The organism is Oceanotoga teriensis (assembly GCF_003148465.1).
GTDB lineage: Bacteria > Thermotogota > Thermotogae > Petrotogales > Petrotogaceae > Oceanotoga > Oceanotoga teriensis.
Map to the genome: position 1 here is coordinate 233,412 of NZ_QGGI01000001.1, position 18,472 is coordinate 251,883.

Here is an 18,472-nt window from a genome sequence, read left to right on the forward strand (position 1 = left end):
AATGGAATGGTATGTAAATGTAAATGGTAAAAAATTAAAACGTGGTTTCACAACTGGCACTGCAGCCACTGCGGCTTTAAAAGCCTCTGTTCTTTTTAATAAGTATAATATAAAACCAGACAATGTAAATATAGAATTACCTAATGGAGAATTAATAAATATTCCAATATATAAATATGAAATTATTTCAGGTTTAAAATATGCTTTTGTAAAGAAAGATGCCGGTGATGATGCCGATATAACAAATCAATGTTTGATTTATTGTTCCTTTAAATATGAAAATTTAAATAATATAATTTTTGATTCTTATGAAGGAGTAGGAAAGATCACCAAAGATGGACTCGATATAAGCAAAGGAGAATTTGCTATTAATCCAATTCCTCGTGAGATGATGAAAAAAGTTTTAAATGAAGAGAATATTAAGAATGGCAGAGTTATAGTAAATGTAAAAAATGGTGAGATTCTCGCAAAAAAAACCTTAAACGAAAATCTTGGCATAATTGATGGAATATCCATTTTAGGAACTACTGGAATTGTTGAACCTATGAATGAAAACGCATGGAAAGAATCTTTGATCCCTCATATTAGCATTGTTTCAAAACAATTCGATACAATTACTTTATTATTAGGTGGAAAAGGGCTTTCAATATATAAAAAATATTCTTTTTTTAAAGAGGATTATATATTATGTGGAAATCATATCGGTTATTCTATAGAAAAATCATTGGAAATGGGTATTAAAAAAATACATATACTTGGTAGTTTTCAAAAATTAATAAAACTTGCCGGTTTAAATCTTAATACAGACAGTAGGTATACAGATTCAAAAAATGAATTATTAGCCCTTTTATATATTTTGTTTACTGAAAAATATGACAAAGAGGTCATTGACAAAATACTTAATTTAAAAACTATTTATAATTTTTTGGATATTTTAAAGAATAATGATATAAATATCAAAAAATTTTTTATATTTGTGTCTGAATATATATCCCATAAATTAAGTAATAAATTCAATGCCGAATTTGTTATTTCTTTATGTGATAAAACTCAGATAATTTCACATAGAGGAGATGAGCAAAATTATTTATATTTTAGGAACACAGATCAATAAAATTGAAAATTTAACTCAAAAACAACTCGAAATAATAAAAAAAGCCGATTTTTTTGCTGGTTTTAATTTTTCTTTGGGTATGTCTAAGGAATTAAATCCAAATGCAAAATATCATGTAATGGATATATATAGTTCATTAAAAGATGAAAATGTAATTGACTTAATATCTCAGATGAAAACATTTAAAACTTCTGTTTTAATGGTTTCTGGAAACCCTTTAATGTTTTCATATTCAAAAAGAATTATGGATAAACTTTCAAAAAATGAATATGAAGTTTTAATTTCACCATCTTCAATAAATTATTTATGCCAAAAGGCTAAATATCCTATGAATAGTGTTCGCTATATAAGTGGTCATAATTCACATAATCTTCGAAAAACTTATAATGATGTCCTTAAAACATTGAATGATAATCATCAAATTGCATATTTTGTAAAAAATAAAAAAGATTATGATTCTTTATTTAATATATTAAAAAATATAAAAGTAGACATAGTAGCTGGATTTGAACTCGGTACAAAAAATGAAGAAATATTTGAGTTTAAATCAAATATGCCTATAGATTTCAAAAAAGGACGTTGGATTCTTCTTCTAATACCTCAAGAAAATGATTTTATAAATTTATTTCCTAAAAATTCAGATCTTTCAACTAAAAATATTCCAGTTTCAAGAGAATGGAGTAGATTTATTTTATTGAATACTTTAAATAGAAAACAAAAACATGATGTAATTTGGGATTTAGGAGCTGGTAGCGGAGCAACATCTTTATTCATTTCTTCTTTTTTTAATAGAGATTGTTTAATATATGCATTTGAAAAAGATTATGATAGATTTGAAAGTTTAAAATTGAATACAAACCTTAATCCTGAAATAGAAGCAATAAATAAAGATTTTATAGATATCTTAGATGAATACGAATCTCCAGACATAGTTCATTTAGGTGGAGGAATAAATTTAGAAGCTTTAAATAAAATAACATCTAAAATGAAAAAGAATAGTCTATTAATTTCTTCTGTAACTACTTTAGAAAGTTTAAATATGATACTTTCTATAGAAAATTTTAACTTTGAGTATGATATGTATACAAAATTTTCGAATAACAAATTAGGTGAAAAATCTGCCTTTAAAGGCGAACATGTATTTTACTGTATAAGAGGTGAAAAAAATGATTAATTTTATTGGTGCTGGTCCTGGAAGTGTAGATTTTTTAACTGTGAAAGGATTTAATTTAATAAAAAAATCAGATGTTTTGTTATATGCTGGTTCTACAGTATCCAATGAAGTATTAGATTTAGTTGATCATGTAAATATATTTAACAGTGCTTCTATGACATTAGAAGATATAAAATTTATATTCAATAAGTTTAAAGACAGCAATATAGCAAGAGTTCATTCAGGAGATACAGCTATTTATTCAGCAATAGATGAAGAAATAAATGCTGTTAAAGAATTAGGATTAGATTATCAAGTTATTCCAGGAATAAGTGCTTATTCTTATTTTGCATCTAAATTAGCTATAGAATTAACTTCACCTGAAATAGTTCAATCAATAGTTATAACAAGATTAGAGGGCAGAACAAAAGTTCCTGAAAATATTGAAAATTTTTTAAAAGAACAACCTTCATGTGCAATATATCTTTCTGGTTCAAAACCATATGAAGTACTAAATTTATTGAAAAAATATTATACAGAAGATGCTTATCTTGCGATTGGTCATAAACTTTCAAGAGAGGATGAAAGAATAGAATTAAAACAATTAAAAGATTGGAATGATATAGATTTTCCTTCCCTTTTAACACTTTTTATGGTTTTTAAAAAAGAAAATATAAAGTCCAAATTATATGATAAAAAATTTTCTCATGGTTGTAGAACAGAGATAGAGTCATGAAAATTTGCTTAATTTCGATAAGAAAAATAAAAATACCAAGATTTTTCAATGAATTAAATATATTTGAAATAAAAAAAGGCTCTTTAAAAGAAAAAATAAAGATGGCTTTTGATTTCTTCGATTCAATAATATTCATAGGAAGTTCTGGTATTGTTGTAAGAATGATTTCTGATTTTTTAAAAGATAAAACAACTGATCCTTCAATATTTGTATATGATGAAAAATTTAAAAATTTAACTTTATTATGTGGTTCACATATGGCAGGTGGTCATAGAATTGGAGAACTTTTATCAATTAATTCTAATTCAAATTTTGTTTATACCACCTCAACAGATATAAACGGATTAACTGGTTTAGATTTATTTTGCAGAGATAATAATCTTTTTGTAGAAAAAAAACATATATTATATATAAATAATTATATTTTAAATAATCAATATTTGCCTGTTAGCAAAGATTTTAAAAATTTTTATATACCAAAAAATTTCAAGATTTCTGAAAATCCTATTATCTATTTAGATAGAGAAGATAAAAATATTTCTTTATTTTCAAAAAAGTATACTCTTGGAATCGGGTTTCATAAAAATACTGATTTTAAAACATTAAATAAAGAATTTCATGAGACAGTACCAAAATATTTTTTAAATAGAATAAATAATGTTGCTTCAATAGAAAAAAAATGGAATACAAAAACTTTTCATAGATTTTTAAGATTAAATAATATTTATAATTCCAATTCTTTTACATCGAATTCTTTAAATAAGGCTGCAAGATTCCTAAATATAAAGGGGAATGAATATGTAAAAAGAGCTACAAATGCAATAGCAGTATCAGAACCATCTGCCTTTTTAGGCTCTTTTAATGGAAATAAAGTTTTTGAAGGCAAAAATAATAATTCGAAATTTGTTATATATGAAATTTCAGCTCCTTTGTGGAGATTGAATAATTATAAAATTGAAGAAGTTCCGGAGGTTTTTTATGAATAATAAATTATTTATAGTAGGTATAGGACCAAATAATATAGAATTTATGACAAAGAAATCTATTGAAATATTAAATAATTCTGACATAATTGTGGGTTATTCAAAATATGTAGAAAGAATTAAAAATGATTTTAAACATGCTGAATATATTTGTACTGGTATGCGAACAGAAACTGAAAGAGTAATTAAAGCTTTAGAACTTTCTGAATCCGGTAAAAAAGTTAGTCTTATATCAAGTGGTGATTCTGGAGTTTATGGAATGGCTTCTTTAGCTTTAGAACTTTCAAAAAATTATAAAGTTGATATAGAAATTATTCCTGGAATTACAGTTGCTAATTCAGCTGCATCTATAATAGGCTCACCTTTAACTTTAGATTATGCAGTGATAAGTTTAAGTGATATATTAGTAGATTGGCAAACTATAGTTAAAAGGCTTGAATGTTTTGCTGAAAGCGGTGTTTCTACTGTAATTTATAATCCTAAAAGTAAAACAAGAGATTGGCAATTAAAAAAAGCTTTTGATATATTCAAGAATATAAGAAATAATTTTTATGTATGTGTAGTAAAAAATGCCTTTATGGATTCACAACAGATATTAATAAGTCATTGTGACAATTATGATTGGATAGATTCAGTTGATATGATGAGTGTTGTATATTTTTGTGACGAAAAAACTATTAAAATAAATGAAAAATTAGTTGTCCCAAGAGGCTATGTTAAATGAGAATAGGAATAATTGGAGGCACTTCTGAATCAAAAGAATTGGCAAATTTTTTATATGATAAAAATATCAAATTCAATATACATTTCAAAAATATATATTCAAAATTTAATAATAATACTATTAATTCAAGAATTAATAGTATAAGATTTTTTAATAATAAAATTATTGTAAAAACTGATAAAACTTATTTCTATGATCTTTTGATAGATATGTCTCATCCATTTGCAAAAAATATAAAAAAATTATATATAAATTTACCTAAAAATAAAGTTTTAAGATTTTCCAGAGGATCTTCAAACTTTGATAAAAAATATTATGGTTATGACACTATGACAATGAACATAATAAAAAAACATACTAAAATCCTAAGTTTAATGGGTTATAAAGGAACAACTGAAATAATTAAAAGTTTAAATAAAATTTCTGATATTAATAACTTTTTAATAGTCAGTAGAAGTATTGAAAAAATTAATTATGGTATAAACTTTAATTTTGAACCTTCTAAAATATTCGATATTGAATGGTTTGAAGAAATAATTAAAAAATATGATATTTCATGTGTTTTAATAAAAGATTCTGGTTCTCAATCAAAAACAAAAGAAAAAATTGAATTTTTTCTTTCTAAAAATATTGAAATATTTCTTTTATCATATAAAGAAAACACAAATAAAAAAATTTTCTATGATATGGAAAAATTAAAAAAATATATTATGAAAAAGGTGAATTTTATTGAAAAAATATAATATATCTTATTTAATATTATTTTTACTTCTTTTTATAAGTATTGTTTTTTATACTTCAAAAGGATTTATTGAAATACCATTTTTTACAACTATAAAAATGATTTTTTCTGAAATATCTAATAATTCTTTAAAAGATGAATTCATGAAATTTTGGTATGTTATTTTTGAAGTTAGAATACCAAGAATATTGACTTCTACAATAGCAGGTGCAGCTTTAGGTTTATCTGGATTAATATTTCAAGCTGTTTTATTGAATCCTCTCGCAGATCCTTATATATTAGGAGTATCATCAGGAGCTTCATTTGGAGCAGCTTTAGCTTTATTATTTAATATTCAAATTTTTGGTCTTTTTACAATATCTTTCTTTTCCTTTATGTTTGCAATTTTAAGTTTAATATTAACTCTATGTATATCATATACAAATAAAAAAATAACTAAAACATCATTAATATTATCTGGAATAATTGTCAATTCATTTTTTTCTGCCGGCTTGAGTTTTATGAAATATTTGGCTGATGAAGAAGTTGGCTCAATAGTATTTTGGTTGATGGGATCTTTTACTTCAAAATCATGGGATGATTTTATAATGATTTCTTCAGTATTTTTTCCAACTTTAATAATTATATATTTTTTTGCAGATAAGATGAATATTCTATCTCTTGGAGACAGAAATGCAAAGAATTTAGGAATAAATACAACTTTAATAAGAGTTTTTTTGCTCATCATAGCTTCTTTATTGAGTGCTATTGTAGTTTCAAGGACAGGCATAATTGGTTTTGTTGGTTTGATAATACCACATATATGTAGATTTATATGGGGTTCTGATAATAAAAAATTGATTTTTTATACCCCTTTAGTGGGAGCTTTATTATTATCATTTGCTGATAATTTTATAAGAATAATTCTTCCTGTAGAATTGCCTATTGGAATTTTAACTTCTCTAACTGGAGCACCTTTCTTTGTTTTCGTTATGAGAAAGAAAATAAGGAGGCATTCTTAATGATACTCGAAACAGTGAATCTAAATTATTCAATAAATGAACATGAAATATTAAAAAATGTGAATTTATGTTTTGAAGAAGGAAAATTTTATGGAATACTTGGCCCTAATGGTGCGGGTAAAAGTACTTTTATAGATATAATTTCGGCAATTAAAAATAATTATAAAGGTAAAGTTTTTTTAAACGGGAAAAATATAAAAGAATTACATTTAAAAGAAGTTGCCAAAATGATTTCATTAGTTCCACAAAATTTTTATCTTGATTTTCCTTTTTCAATAAAAGAAATACTTTTGATGGGACGTCATCCACACAAAAAATTTTTAAAAGGATATTCTGAAGAAGATTATTTAATGGTTGATAAAATATATAACAAATTTAATTTTAACCTTTTAAACAATAATTCAGTTATGGAATTAAGTGGAGGAGAAAAGCAAAGAGTATTTTTTGCAAAAGCACTTGTTCAAGATACTCCAATAGTACTTTTAGATGAATCCACTTCAAATCTTGATATTTATTATACTCATATGCTTTTAAAAGATATGAAAAATTTAGTTAAAACTCAAAATAAAACTGTAATTTCTATATTTCATGATATTAACTGTGCAATAAATTATTGCGATGAATTAATATTTATGAAAAATGGTCAAATAATAACAAAAGGACCTTTATCAGAAACGATAAATGAGGATAATCTTTTTAATTTATATAATATGAATTTTAAAATATTTAAAAACAAAAATAAAATAATTTCCATTATACCAGAGGAGGAAAATTTATATGAAAAAATTTAGTATTTTGTTTATCTTTTTATTGATCACACTTTTATCATTTGCATATCCATATACATTTACAGATGATTCTGGAAATGTAATAAAGGTTGATAAACCTTTTAAAAGAATAATTTCATTGTATGGAGGTCATACAGAAAACATATTTTATATGGAAGCAAAGGATTCTTTAATAGCTGTATCAACTAGTGAAGCTTTTCCACCAAATTTTAAAAATCTTCCAGCAATAAGTTATAAAGAAGATGTTGAAAAATTTATCTCTTTAAATCCAGATCTTGTATTAATAAGACCTATGATTTATAGAAGATATGGTGATTTAGTTGAAAAATTAGAAGCTTTTGGAATTACAGTTGTTTCATTACAGCCTGAAACATTTGATGATGTATTTCCTTATTGGGAAAAACTTGGAATTTTAACTGGTAAAATAGATGAATCAAAAGCTTTAATAAAAGAATTTGAATTAAAAGTAAATAAACTACCAAAAATAGAACAAAATGATTTAACTGAGATATTTTTTGAATCTATACATAAAAATTTTAAAACAACTGCAAATGGTTCAATTGCCGATTATGTTTTAAAAAGATCTGGTCTTTTTAATGTAGCTGATGAAGCTATTCAAGTAGTTGAAGGCTCTACTATATCTGAATTCTCAAAAGAACAATTAATTGAAAATGGAGATAAAGTAGAATATTATATCGCTCAAAAAGGAGCTATGAATAAAATAAGTAAAGATATAATAAAAAATGAATCTGGTTTTAATGCTATTAAAGCAGTCAGAAATGATAATATAATAATAATAGATGAAAAAATAATTTCAAGACCTACTCCAAGAGTTTATTATTCTATTGTTGAATTTTATAAATTGATTCATAATGATTATTTAACTTCAAATCATTATTTATATAATGATGAAAAAGTATCTAAAATATCTTTTTCAACTATTGCTATAGATTTTTTAATGATTCCTTTTAAAACTCCTGAATATTTCAAAAAAGAAATCAATAAAGATGGTCATTTATTTGGAGATTTCTCTGATATAAACTACAGAGATATTCAGCATTTATATGCTGAAACTGCTTTTTATAATGATATTGTTGATAGTAAATCAAATAAATTCGAACCTAATTCAATTTTATCTTCAAATGATATTAATTCTTATTTGAGCAGAATTTTAAATGAAACTGTTAATGAAAATATAGTTACAAATAAAGATCTTATAGATTTTTTAAGAAAGTGAGATGAGAAAAATTAAATCATTTTTTATTACATCTTTATTTACTGGTTCTGGAAAAACAACTTTTACTATGGGATTATTAAACCTTTTGAAAAAAGATGTTATTTCATTTAAAACAGGACCAGATTTTATAGATCCTATTTTACACATGAAAATAACTGGTAAAAAAAGTTATAATTTAGATTCTTTTTTCTTAGATAAAGATAGATTAAATAATCATTTTTATGGAATATGTAAAGAAAATAAAAATGAAAATATTGTTATAGAGGGAGCAATGGGTCTTCTCGATGGGGTAAGAAAAAATGAGGCTTCTTCTGATGATATAGCTTCAAAATTAGAATTACCAGTAACATTATTGATAGAAAGTTATCCTTCTATTCATACTATTGGGCCAATAATAAATGGAATTAAAAATTCAGCTCGTTCAAATATTAAAAGTATAATAATAACAAAAAGCAAATCAGAGAAGATGTTTAATTTACAGAAAAAAAGTATAATTGAAGAAACTGGAATTAAAAATGTTTTTAGATTTCCTAAATCTGATTTATTAAATATTAAAGATAGACATCTTGGTTTAAATATACATGAAGATGATTTTTTGAAAGTTGCTGAAAATGCTTCTAAATTGATACGAGACAATATAGATATCAATATTTTATCTCATCAAATAAACTTAAATTATGATTCTGAAAAAATTTTTAATAAAAATAAACTCGATTATAAAAATAAAAAAATAGCAATTTCAAAAGATGAAGCTTTTAATTTTTTATATGAAGATAATTTGAAATATTTTGAAGATAAAGGTTTAGAAATACTTTATTTTTCACCTTTAAATGATAAAGAAATTCCAGATGCTGATTTCTATTATTTTACAGGCGGATATCCAGAATTATTTTTAAAAAAATTATCAAAAAATAAATCGATGTTAAGATCTGTAAATAAAATTTGCAATTCAGAAAAACCAGTAATTGCTGAATGTGGTGGTTTTATGTACTTGAGCAAATCTATAAATAATTATAAAATGGTTGGATTTTTTGATTGTGATAGTTATATGCAAAATAGAATGTTTAAAACTTTTGGATATCAAAATATAAAACTAAATGATTTTGAAATAAAGGGTCATGAATTCCATTATAGCGATATGAATTATAATGAAGAAATAAATGCTTTTAATATAATCATGGAATCATCTAAAAATACTTTTAAAAGTGGAATATTGAAAAATAAAACATTGGGAAGTTATTCTCATTTATATTTTAAATCTTCTTCAAAGGAGGAACTTTTATGGGAATTCCTATAATGATAGTTGGTACATCTTCTGATGCAGGAAAAACTTTGATTTCAACAGTAATATGTAATCATTTAACAGAATTAGGTTTTAAAGTTGCTCCTTTCAAAATGCAGAATATGTCATTAAATTCAATGTGCTCAATAGAAGGTGGAGAAATGAGTGTTGCTCAATATATTCAAGCTATTGCTTGTAAAAAGCTCCCTTCTGTAAGATTTAATCCTATTCTTTTAAAACCAGAAAATGGAAAAACTTATGTGATTTTTAATGGTAAATATTATAATAAATATTCTCCAAAAGACTATATGTCTGATAGAAAAAAAGAATTTTTTGATAAAGGTATTAATATTTTAAATCAATTATTAGATGAGAATGATTATGTAATAATCGAAGGAGCTGGTAGTCCAGCAGAAGTAAATTTAATGAAATATGATATAACAAATATGGCTGTTGCTAAAGCTGTAAAAGCTCATACTATTATTGTAACTGATATAAATTTAGGAGGATCTTTTGCAAGTATTGTTGGCACCATGGAAATTTTTAATGAAGAAGAAAAAAATTTAGTGAAAGGTTTTATATTTAATAAATATTATGGAAAAAAAGAAATGCTTGATGATGGATTAAAATATTTATTAGACAAATATAATAAACCAACTTTGGGAATAGTTCCTTATGCAAAACATAATATTCCTGATGAAGATTCAATGAAAAAATGGAATTTTGAATCTGGTGATATTGATATAAGAATAATAAAAACCCCTCATATATCTAATTTTGCTGATTTTGATCCTTTATCTTGGAAAAATGGAATAAAATACATAGAAAAACCAGATAATTCAATTCCAGATCTTTTGATAATTCCAGGTTCAAAGTCTACTGTTGAAGATTTAAAATGGCTTAGAATAAATGGATTTGATGATTATATTTTAAAATGCAAACAAAATAATTCCATTATAATGGGAATTTGTGGTGGATTTCAAATGTTAACTGAAAATATTGAAGATAATTTTGAAAATAATGAAAATATTGAAGGAATTGGATTAATACCTTTAAAAACTATATTTAAAAAAGAAAAAATAACAGGTATAAAAAAAGGATATTTAAATTTTTTGAATTCCAATTATGATATAGAAGGATTTGAAATAAGACATGGTCATACTGAAACAAATGATCATTATTTTTGCACAATAAAAGATATTAATGGTAATGAATATAAAGATGGTTTCATAAAAGAAAATGTAATAGGAACCTATATGCATGGTTTATTTAACAATGACCATTTTACAGATGATTTTTTGAATTTCTTGAGAACTAAAAAAGGATTATCCATAAAAAAATATAATTCTTATTCTTTATATGATCAAATTAACAACTTTTCAAAAGAAATATCTAAACATATAAATTTTGAGGATATTTTATCATGGCATTAATTATTTCTTTTTTTATAGATTTGATTTTTGGAGAACCATATTTAATCTTTCACCCTGTATATTATATGGGAAAATTTATATCTTTCTTTGATAAAAAATTCAAACATTCTATTTTTTTTGGTTTTTTGAGTTTTATTTTAATAGAAGCTTTTTTTATGGGATTATTATTTTTGATTTCTAAATTGAATATGATATTTTCAATAATAATATATATTTTCTTTATAAGTTCTTCTTTTGCTATTTCTTCATTATATACTCATGTAAAAAAATGTGACACTGATGATTTAAGTAAATTGAGATATAATGTTTCAATGATAGTTAGTAGAGATACTTCCAAGCTTTCAAAAAAAGAACTTTATTCGGCAGCAGTTGAAACATTGGCAGAAAATTATGTTGATTCTGTTCTATCTCCTATATTTTATTATTTTTTATTTGGTGTTTATGGAATAGTATTCTTTAGAATAGCAAACACAATGGATGCTATGATTGGATATAGAAATGAAAAATATGAAAAATATGGTAAATTTGCTGCAAGAACAGATGATGTATTAAATTTTATTCCTGCAAGATTGAGTTATTTATTTTTTGTATTATTTTCTCCTATTAAAGTAAGTAAATCATTTTTTAAATTCGGAAAAATAAAAATAAATGGAACTAAATCTATGTCTTGTATGGCAGGACTTTTAAAAGTGAATTTAAAAAAAGAAGGTGTTTATAATATAAATCCTGAATATGATTTACCGGATCAAAAATCTCTAAAAAAATCTTTAATGTATTATATATTTATATGCATACTAACTATTTTGATCGGAGTGATTTTATTATGGCTTATGAAAAGTTTTTACATGTTAAACATGGAGGAAATGTTCCTCTTTCCTGGATTGATTTTTCTATATCTGTAAATCCATTTTTTCCAAAATTTTTTGATAATTATGAAATAGAACTAAATACTCTTTCTTCAAGATATATTTATTTTGAAGATATAGAAGAGTCTATAAGTAAAAAAATATCTCATGATATAAACTTATGTGCTGGAACTACTGAATCTCTTTATCTTTTAAATATGGCTTTTAATAATGATGTAGTAATAGAAAAAGGATCTTATGGAGAATATGAAAGAGTTGCAAAATTGTTCAATAAAAATGTACATATAGTTGATTCTGTAATGAATCATGAATATAATAATTGTATTGTAATTTTAAATAATCCAAAAAATCCAAATGGAGATTTTTTAAATTATAATACTATAAAAAATTTTGTTGAATCAAATTTATCAAAAAATAATATTCCTGTACTTGATGATGCTTTTTTGGATTTCATACTTTTTGATTCTAATGATTGGGAAAAAAAATGGACATTTGAGGGAGCTATTCATCTAAGAACATATACAAAATCTTATTCTTTACCAGGAATAAGAGTAGGTTATTTTATAGACCCTTATGATAAAATGAAAAAATTCAAAATGCCTTGGAGTATAGGTTCAATAGGAAAATTGTTTTTAATCAAGATGTTAAAAGATGATGGTGAATTTTTAAAATATTCTATGAATTTATTGGATATTGAAAGAAGAAGGATAAATGCCATACTTGATACAGATAATAAATCTCCTTTTTTCTTTTGCAGAGTTAATAATAAAAAAGAATTGATAGAAGTCTTAAATAATAATAAAATGATGGTAAGAGATTGTTCTTCATTTGGTTATGATAGTTTTATAAGATTTGGTATTAGAAAACACTTTGAAAATAATAAATTAATAGATATTTTAAAAAATTACATTTGAAAAGAATAAATCATTGTTATATATTTTATATGACAATGATTTATTCTTTTGTTGAAATGATAAATTAATTAGTGTATAATTTTTAATGATTAACATTTAAAAATTATTTGTAAGGGGGCTTAATTGTTATGGGGGGATATTCTTTTTTGTTTAAAATAATTTTTAAACATAAGAAAAAGTTATTTTTTACACTTATTTTGATGGCATTTTCAACTTTTTTAGGTTATTCTATACCTTATCTTTTTAAAGTTATTTTAGATAATGTAAATACTATGGATTATAAAAGTTTTTTATTAATAGTTCCTTCAATAATTATTTTTGGATTGACAATGTATTTTTCAAGTATTTTTTCGGATAAATATTTTAATATCTATACACAAAATATAGTTTTTGATATAAGAAAAAAAATAATAGATAAAATTTTTAATTCAAATTTAAGTATTTTCCAAAAAATCTCTCAAACTGATTTTGTAAGAATTATACTTTCTGATACCGAAGAAATAAAAAATGCTTTGAATTCTTCAGTATTTTTATTATTTGATATAATCATTAGAATCATAGCTTTAGCTTTTTTTATATCTCAAATAGATATAAAAGTTTTTTTAGCTTTATTTATTTGGTGTATATTATTCTTTTTATTAACAAAAAATATGAGTAATGGAATTAAGGATTCAAAAATTAAAGAAAGAAAATTTTATGGAAAAATGACTTCTAAATTTAAAGATTTCATAATAGGCAATGTTGATATAAGATATTTAATGCCTTTTAAAGCTTTAAATGATGAACTCGATATAAATTTTAAAGATTATTTAAAATCTTCAAATGAAGCAGAAGTCAAGATGTCTAAATATAGAAACTTAACAACTGTTTCTGAATTTGGGATTATTTTAATATTAATTGTATATGCTTTATTACAAAATAAAAATGGTACTTTTGATATATCAAAAACATTAACTCTTTTTATATATTCACCTTATATTTTGCCAATAATTCATCAAGTTTATCATTTACAGAGTAATTTCACAAACATAAAAGGGTTAATAAATCCTTTATATGAAATATTTAATATACCTACAGAAGAGAAAGCAATAGATGTTGATTGCATTGATAATATTAAAACAGAAAATCTTAGCTTGACACTTGGAAATAATACTTTATTTGAAAAATTAAATTTAAATTTCCAAAAAGGTAATATTTATATAATTAAAGGTATATCTGGAAAAGGTAAAAGTTCTTTTTTAAACTCTATTTTAGACTTATTACCTCATGATGGTGAAATTTATATAAATAATGATAAAGATATAAAAGATATTTCTTTAAAATCTTTGAATAAAAGAATAATGTATATACCTCAAGATGTATATATATTTAATGAGACAATTATGTATAATATAAATTTTAATTCTGATAAAAAAATATCAACCAATCTTTTAACTGAATTAAATCTTGATTCCATAGCTAAAAGATTAGAAACTTCTATTGGAGAGAATAATAATGAGGTCATTTCGGGCGGCGAAAAGAAGAGAATAGGTCTTGCTCGTGTTTTAAATTTCCATGATGATAAAGATATAATAGTTCTTGATGAAACTTTTTCAAATATGGATAGTGAAACTAAATTAAAAACATTAAATAAAGTTATAAGTTTTTCAAAAGATAAAATTTTAATCATTACAACTCATGATACTGAAATATTTGAATATATTAAAAATATGCCAAATATAATTGAAATAGGTATATAAAAATTTTAAAACAGAAAATCTATAATACTATAGATTTTCTGTTTTTATAATTTATTCTTTATATTTTTCATATATATTTTTTATTTCATCCATGTTTTTTAAAAATGCTTCAAAAACCAAAGGATCAAAATGTGTTCCCGTTTCATTTTTTATTATATCGAGCGATTCTTCAATAGAAAATGCTTCTTTATAAGGTCTTTTACTGGTTAATGCATCAAATACATCTGCAATTGCTACTATTCTGCCACTCATAGATATTTCTTTACCTTTTTTACCCTTAGGGTATCCAGAGCCATCGTATCTTTCATGATGATCTGAGGTTATTTCTATTGCAGTATTTAAAAAATCATAATTTATAAAACTTTTTAATTTTTGATTCATATTTGTAAGTATTTTTGTACCAATATTTACATGTTTTTTCATTATTTCAAATTCTTCTTTAGTTAATTTACCTGGTTTTAAGAGTATTCCATCAGGAATTCCAACTTTTCCCATATCATGTAATGGCGAAAATAAATATATTTCCCTTATCTTGTCTGGAGTCATTTTTTTATCTTCTTTTGCTATTTCTTTAGCTATAATTCTTGAATAATTTGAAACTCTAACTATATGATTACCAGTTTCATTGTCTTTTCCTTCAACTATTTTAACAAATCCAGATGCAGTTGCAGCTATCATTTGTTGAACTATAAAATGACTATATATATTTTGTTTTAACGTATATACTATTTTTTTTGCAAATTTTTTATGATCTTCATTATAAGAATTTTTATCTTTGGATGAAAAGAATATAAACCCATAACATTTTCCATCAAAAAATATAGGTGCTGTAAGACTTGATTTTATACCTTCTTTTAATAAAAGAAATGTAGATTGAGATTTATTTATAGTATTAAAATGTTTTTCAAGATCATTTATTATTCTATAATTATCTTTTTCTTTTGTTATTTTTTCAAGTGTTGTCTTCTTTATACTTTCTATAAATCCTGGTTCAAGATAAACCTCTTTTAACTTTGAAACAGCAGTTTCTGCAATGACATTATCAAAAGAATCTATAAAAGCAACTGATAATCTATCAACAGGAATATAATTTTCTATTTGTTCCATAACTTTTGGTAATAATTCAGATAAAGTTCCAAAATTACCCAAATCTATGAGTCTTCTATTTAATATTAATTCTTTACTTGTCTTTAAAAGAATATTATTTATTTCTTTTTCTTCTTCCCAGTAACTATTTTGTTCAAACTTTTCTTCATTAAAATTTATTACATTCTTTAATTTTTTTATTTCTTTGTATATTCTATTATAAGACTTTGAAGAATATCTACTTATAAGAACAGAAATTATTATTACAGATATTATTCCAAATATAAGTATTATGAGATAGTTATTTATTTTTTTAAAAAATAAATTAAAATATTCTTTATTTGAATCAGACATATTTGAAGCATATTCTGAAAAAATTGCTATTGTTTTTTCAGTGTCTAATTCTTCTTTTTCTATTTGTTCTTTTATAATAGAAAATTTTTGTTTTAATTCTGAATCATTTTTTTCAAGTTTTTCTATGTTTTCTAAAATTTCATTTTTTAAAATAATATTCATATCATTACTTTTTAAATAATATAAATCTGACATTATTGAATTAGTTGTTTGTAAAATTATTTTTGTATTATCTGCATTTTTTTGATACCCAATATTTTCTATGTTTATGAATAAAAGTATTGTAATTAAAAGTAATAATATGATAAAAGAACTAAATATTAAACTTTTATTTAGTTTTTTAATACTTTTCAAAACTTTTTCCTCCCAGACATTATAAAAAAAATTAATAGGCTATATTTAATATTTCTAAAATTTCTTTATAATCTAATTTTTTCATCTTTCCAAATGGGGCTATTTGTGAAGCATTTTCAGCAATTTTTATTAATTGTTCTTTTGTTATTTTTATTTCTGAAAATGATACTGGTTGTCCTATTTTTCTGTACCAATCTTTTAAAGCTGTTATACCTAATTCTGCATCAAATTTTGGATTTCCTGTATCTATTCCAAAGATTTTTTCAGCAAATCTATCGAGTTTTTCAACTCCATCATCTTGTATATACTTTAACCACGCTGGGAAAACAATCGCTAATCCTTCACCATGAGAAATATCATGAATAGCTGAAACAGAATGTTCTATCATATGAGAAGACCAATCTCCACCCATTTTACCAGTACTTAAAAGACCATTTAAAGCTAAAGTTGAAGACCAACATAATTCAGCTCTTGATTCATAATCATTTTCATCTTGTAATAATTTTTCAGTAGATTTCATAACAGTTCTTATTATCCCTTCCGAAATTTCATCCTGTATCATAGTATTTTTAGTTGGATCAAAATAAAATTCCATTACATGGCTTATAGTATCAACAGCACCATTTATTGTCTGTTTTTTTGGTAATGTAGATTGTATTTTAGGATCTATTATAGAAACTTGAGGATAAACTTTTTTTGAAAAAAAATCCCATTTTTGATTTGTTTGATCATTTGTAACTACAGCATTTCCATTCATTTCTGAACCTGTTGCTGAAAGAGTTAAAATAGTATATATAGGTAATGCTTTTGTTATTTTTGATTTTTTTTCAAAAGCTTCCCATATATCTCCATTATGATAAAAACCAGCTGCTATAGCTTTTGAAGAATCTATTACACTTCCTCCACCAACTGCTAATATTCCTTTTACATTATTATCTTTTGCAATATTTATACCTTCTTGAACTTTTGAAAGTATGGGATTTGGTTTTACTCCTGAAAGTTCAACAAAATCTATATTTTTATTTTTTAATGAATTGATTATTCTATCATATAATCCTGTTTTCTTTATAGAATTTCTTCCATAAACTAATAAAACCTTCTTTATGTTTCCTTTTCTTAATTCTTTTCCTATTAGTTCTACTTTGTCTTCACCAAAAATAATTTTAGTCTTATTTTCAAATATAAAATCTTTCATTTAAACACCTCCATTTATAATGTGTTTATACATACTTTTCTCTCCTTTTTTGGATTTTCCAAAAAAGTTATATACATTTTCTTCAAAACAATAATTCAAGTCTTCTATAAGCCCAAGTTTTATTAATCTTTGTGAGTGATCTGATTTTTTTATATAATCTTTAGATTGATTGGAAATATTTAAAGCTAATTTTGCCGAATCATTTAATATTAGATCTTTTTTAAAAAAATTTATAAATTTTCCTGCAGCATAAATATCTTCTAAAGATAAGTTATTATTAGTTCCAGCACACATTACTCCTATATCATTATAATTTTTATTTTCTATATATTCATAAATACTTTTTATATTTAAATTTGAAAGAGCTATTACTTCTCCTTTTTCATAGATTTTTTGAAAAGCTTTTGTACCATTTGTAGTGGTTATTATAATTTCTTTATTTTTTATATCGTTTTTGTTTAATATCATTTCTAATGGAGAATTTCCATAATCAAATCCTTCAACTTTTATAGCATTTCTTTCACCAGTTAATATTATATTATTATCTTTTTCTTTTTGTTGCTTTGCCTTTTCAATATCTCCAAAAAGCGAAACTTTTTTTGCTTCACAATAAAATAAGGTAGTTATAGTAGATGTTGCTCTTAAAATATCTATTAATATATATATGTCATGTTGTTTAACATCATCTGTTGGCGTATTATATACATTTATTTTCATAAACTCACTCCTCTCATATATATATTAACAGATTTTTATTTTTTTTATTTTAAA

At 23.4% G+C, this 18,472-nt stretch carries 17 protein-coding genes; 14 read left to right on the forward strand and 3 right to left on the reverse strand.

Annotated elements, in window-relative coordinates:
• Position 1 precedes the first annotated feature (1 nt).
• The 14 genes from cbiD (at position 2) to C7380_RS01245 (ending at position 14,712) form a co-directional block, all read left to right on the forward strand.
• Complete coding sequence (cbiD, locus tag C7380_RS01180) at positions 2-1,114, forward strand: cobalt-precorrin-5B (C(1))-methyltransferase CbiD (protein WP_109603648.1); 1,113 nt, start codon at positions 2-4, stop codon at positions 1,112-1,114.
• On the forward strand, positions 1,074-2,288 hold the full coding sequence (locus tag C7380_RS01185) for an SAM-dependent methyltransferase (RefSeq protein ID WP_109603649.1): 1,215 nt from the start codon (positions 1,074-1,076) through the stop codon (positions 2,286-2,288). Before cbiD ends, C7380_RS01185 begins: the two co-directional genes overlap by 41 nt.
• The gene (locus C7380_RS01190; RefSeq protein WP_109603650.1) at positions 2,281-3,003 is read left to right on the forward strand and encodes a cobalt-precorrin-4/precorrin-4 C(11)-methyltransferase; all 723 of its coding nucleotides are present in this window, start codon (positions 2,281-2,283) and stop codon (positions 3,001-3,003) included. The genes C7380_RS01185 and C7380_RS01190 overlap by 8 nt, the downstream gene beginning before the upstream one ends.
• Positions 3,000-3,989 (forward strand): cobalamin biosynthesis protein, encoded by a 990-nt coding sequence (locus C7380_RS01195; protein ID WP_109603651.1) that lies wholly within the window; start codon positions 3,000-3,002, stop codon positions 3,987-3,989. Before C7380_RS01190 ends, C7380_RS01195 begins: the two co-directional genes overlap by 4 nt.
• Positions 3,982-4,710: a precorrin-3B C(17)-methyltransferase gene (locus C7380_RS01200; RefSeq protein ID WP_109603652.1), complete on the forward strand. Its 729-nt coding sequence runs from the start codon at positions 3,982-3,984 to the stop codon at positions 4,708-4,710. The genes C7380_RS01195 and C7380_RS01200 overlap by 8 nt, the downstream gene beginning before the upstream one ends.
• Entirely contained in the window at positions 4,707-5,453 is a 747-nt protein-coding gene (locus C7380_RS01205; protein WP_109603653.1) for a precorrin-6A/cobalt-precorrin-6A reductase, read from the forward strand. Before C7380_RS01200 ends, C7380_RS01205 begins: the two co-directional genes overlap by 4 nt.
• The gene (locus C7380_RS01210; RefSeq protein WP_206050484.1) at positions 5,440-6,453 is read left to right on the forward strand and encodes a FecCD family ABC transporter permease; all 1,014 of its coding nucleotides are present in this window, start codon (positions 5,440-5,442) and stop codon (positions 6,451-6,453) included. The genes C7380_RS01205 and C7380_RS01210 overlap by 14 nt, the downstream gene beginning before the upstream one ends.
• A complete protein-coding gene (locus C7380_RS01215) occupies positions 6,453-7,244 on the forward strand; it encodes an ABC transporter ATP-binding protein (RefSeq protein WP_109603655.1) in 792 nt (263 codons plus the stop codon). The genes C7380_RS01210 and C7380_RS01215 overlap by 1 nt, the downstream gene beginning before the upstream one ends.
• A complete protein-coding gene (locus C7380_RS01220; RefSeq protein WP_109603656.1) occupies positions 7,231-8,478 on the forward strand; it encodes an ABC transporter substrate-binding protein in 1,248 nt (415 codons plus the stop codon). Before C7380_RS01215 ends, C7380_RS01220 begins: the two co-directional genes overlap by 14 nt.
• Before the next feature lies 1 nt (position 8,479).
• The gene (locus tag C7380_RS01225; RefSeq protein ID WP_109603657.1) at positions 8,480-9,775 is read left to right on the forward strand and encodes a cobyrinic acid a,c-diamide synthase CobB; all 1,296 of its coding nucleotides are present in this window, start codon (positions 8,480-8,482) and stop codon (positions 9,773-9,775) included.
• Positions 9,760-11,193: a cobyric acid synthase gene (locus C7380_RS01230; protein ID WP_109603658.1), complete on the forward strand. Its 1,434-nt coding sequence runs from the start codon at positions 9,760-9,762 to the stop codon at positions 11,191-11,193. The genes C7380_RS01225 and C7380_RS01230 overlap by 16 nt, the downstream gene beginning before the upstream one ends.
• A complete protein-coding gene (gene cbiB / locus C7380_RS01235) occupies positions 11,184-12,095 on the forward strand; it encodes an adenosylcobinamide-phosphate synthase CbiB (protein WP_109603659.1) in 912 nt (303 codons plus the stop codon). Before C7380_RS01230 ends, cbiB begins: the two co-directional genes overlap by 10 nt.
• On the forward strand, positions 12,017-12,973 hold the full coding sequence (locus C7380_RS01240) for an aminotransferase class I/II-fold pyridoxal phosphate-dependent enzyme (protein WP_158274737.1): 957 nt from the start codon (positions 12,017-12,019) through the stop codon (positions 12,971-12,973). The genes cbiB and C7380_RS01240 overlap by 79 nt, the downstream gene beginning before the upstream one ends.
• Positions 12,974-13,119: 146 nt before the next feature.
• Complete coding sequence (locus C7380_RS01245; RefSeq protein ID WP_158274738.1) at positions 13,120-14,712, forward strand: ATP-binding cassette domain-containing protein; 1,593 nt, start codon at positions 13,120-13,122, stop codon at positions 14,710-14,712.
• Positions 14,713-14,763: 51 nt separating this feature from the next.
• On the opposite strand, the gene C7380_RS01250 is transcribed toward C7380_RS01245, so the two are convergent.
• From C7380_RS01250 to C7380_RS01260, 3 genes are read right to left on the reverse strand one after another with little or no spacing between them, the layout of a single operon-like run.
• Positions 14,764-16,506, reverse strand: a complete 1,743-nt coding sequence (locus C7380_RS01250; RefSeq protein ID WP_109603662.1) for an HD domain-containing phosphohydrolase — start codon at positions 16,504-16,506, stop codon at positions 14,764-14,766.
• 31 nt (positions 16,507-16,537) lie between these two features.
• Positions 16,538-17,701: an iron-containing alcohol dehydrogenase gene (locus tag C7380_RS01255; protein WP_109603663.1), complete on the reverse strand. Its 1,164-nt coding sequence runs from the start codon at positions 17,699-17,701 to the stop codon at positions 16,538-16,540.
• Complete coding sequence (locus tag C7380_RS01260) at positions 17,702-18,418, reverse strand: 2-phosphosulfolactate phosphatase (RefSeq protein ID WP_109603664.1); 717 nt, start codon at positions 18,416-18,418, stop codon at positions 17,702-17,704. It lies immediately after the preceding gene.
• Between the last annotated feature and the right edge of the window lie 54 nt (positions 18,419-18,472).

Excerpts from the sequence above, each read along its gene's own strand:
- cbiD (WP_109603648.1), top strand. The coding sequence starts at position 2 with ATGGAATGGTATGTAAATGTAAATGGTAAAAAATTAAAACGTGGTTTC.
- C7380_RS01185 (WP_109603649.1), top strand. The coding sequence starts at position 1,074 with ATGAGCAAAATTATTTATATTTTAGGAACACAGATCAATAAAATTGAA.
- C7380_RS01190 (WP_109603650.1), top strand. The coding sequence starts at position 2,281 with ATGATTAATTTTATTGGTGCTGGTCCTGGAAGTGTAGATTTTTTAACT.
- C7380_RS01195 (WP_109603651.1), top strand. The coding sequence starts at position 3,000 with ATGAAAATTTGCTTAATTTCGATAAGAAAAATAAAAATACCAAGATTT.
- C7380_RS01200 (WP_109603652.1), top strand. The coding sequence starts at position 3,982 with ATGAATAATAAATTATTTATAGTAGGTATAGGACCAAATAATATAGAA.
- C7380_RS01205 (WP_109603653.1), top strand. The coding sequence starts at position 4,707 with ATGAGAATAGGAATAATTGGAGGCACTTCTGAATCAAAAGAATTGGCA.
- C7380_RS01215 (WP_109603655.1), top strand. The coding sequence starts at position 6,453 with ATGATACTCGAAACAGTGAATCTAAATTATTCAATAAATGAACATGAA.
- C7380_RS01220 (WP_109603656.1), top strand. The coding sequence starts at position 7,231 with ATGAAAAAATTTAGTATTTTGTTTATCTTTTTATTGATCACACTTTTA.
- C7380_RS01225 (WP_109603657.1), top strand. The coding sequence starts at position 8,480 with ATGAGAAAAATTAAATCATTTTTTATTACATCTTTATTTACTGGTTCT.
- C7380_RS01230 (WP_109603658.1), top strand. The coding sequence starts at position 9,760 with ATGGGAATTCCTATAATGATAGTTGGTACATCTTCTGATGCAGGAAAA.
- cbiB (WP_109603659.1), top strand. The coding sequence starts at position 11,184 with ATGGCATTAATTATTTCTTTTTTTATAGATTTGATTTTTGGAGAACCA.
- C7380_RS01240 (WP_158274737.1), top strand. The coding sequence starts at position 12,017 with ATGGCTTATGAAAAGTTTTTACATGTTAAACATGGAGGAAATGTTCCT.
- C7380_RS01255 (WP_109603663.1), bottom strand. The coding sequence starts at position 17,701 with ATGAAAGATTTTATATTTGAAAATAAGACTAAAATTATTTTTGGTGAA.
- C7380_RS01260 (WP_109603664.1), bottom strand. The coding sequence starts at position 18,418 with ATGAAAATAAATGTATATAATACGCCAACAGATGATGTTAAACAACAT.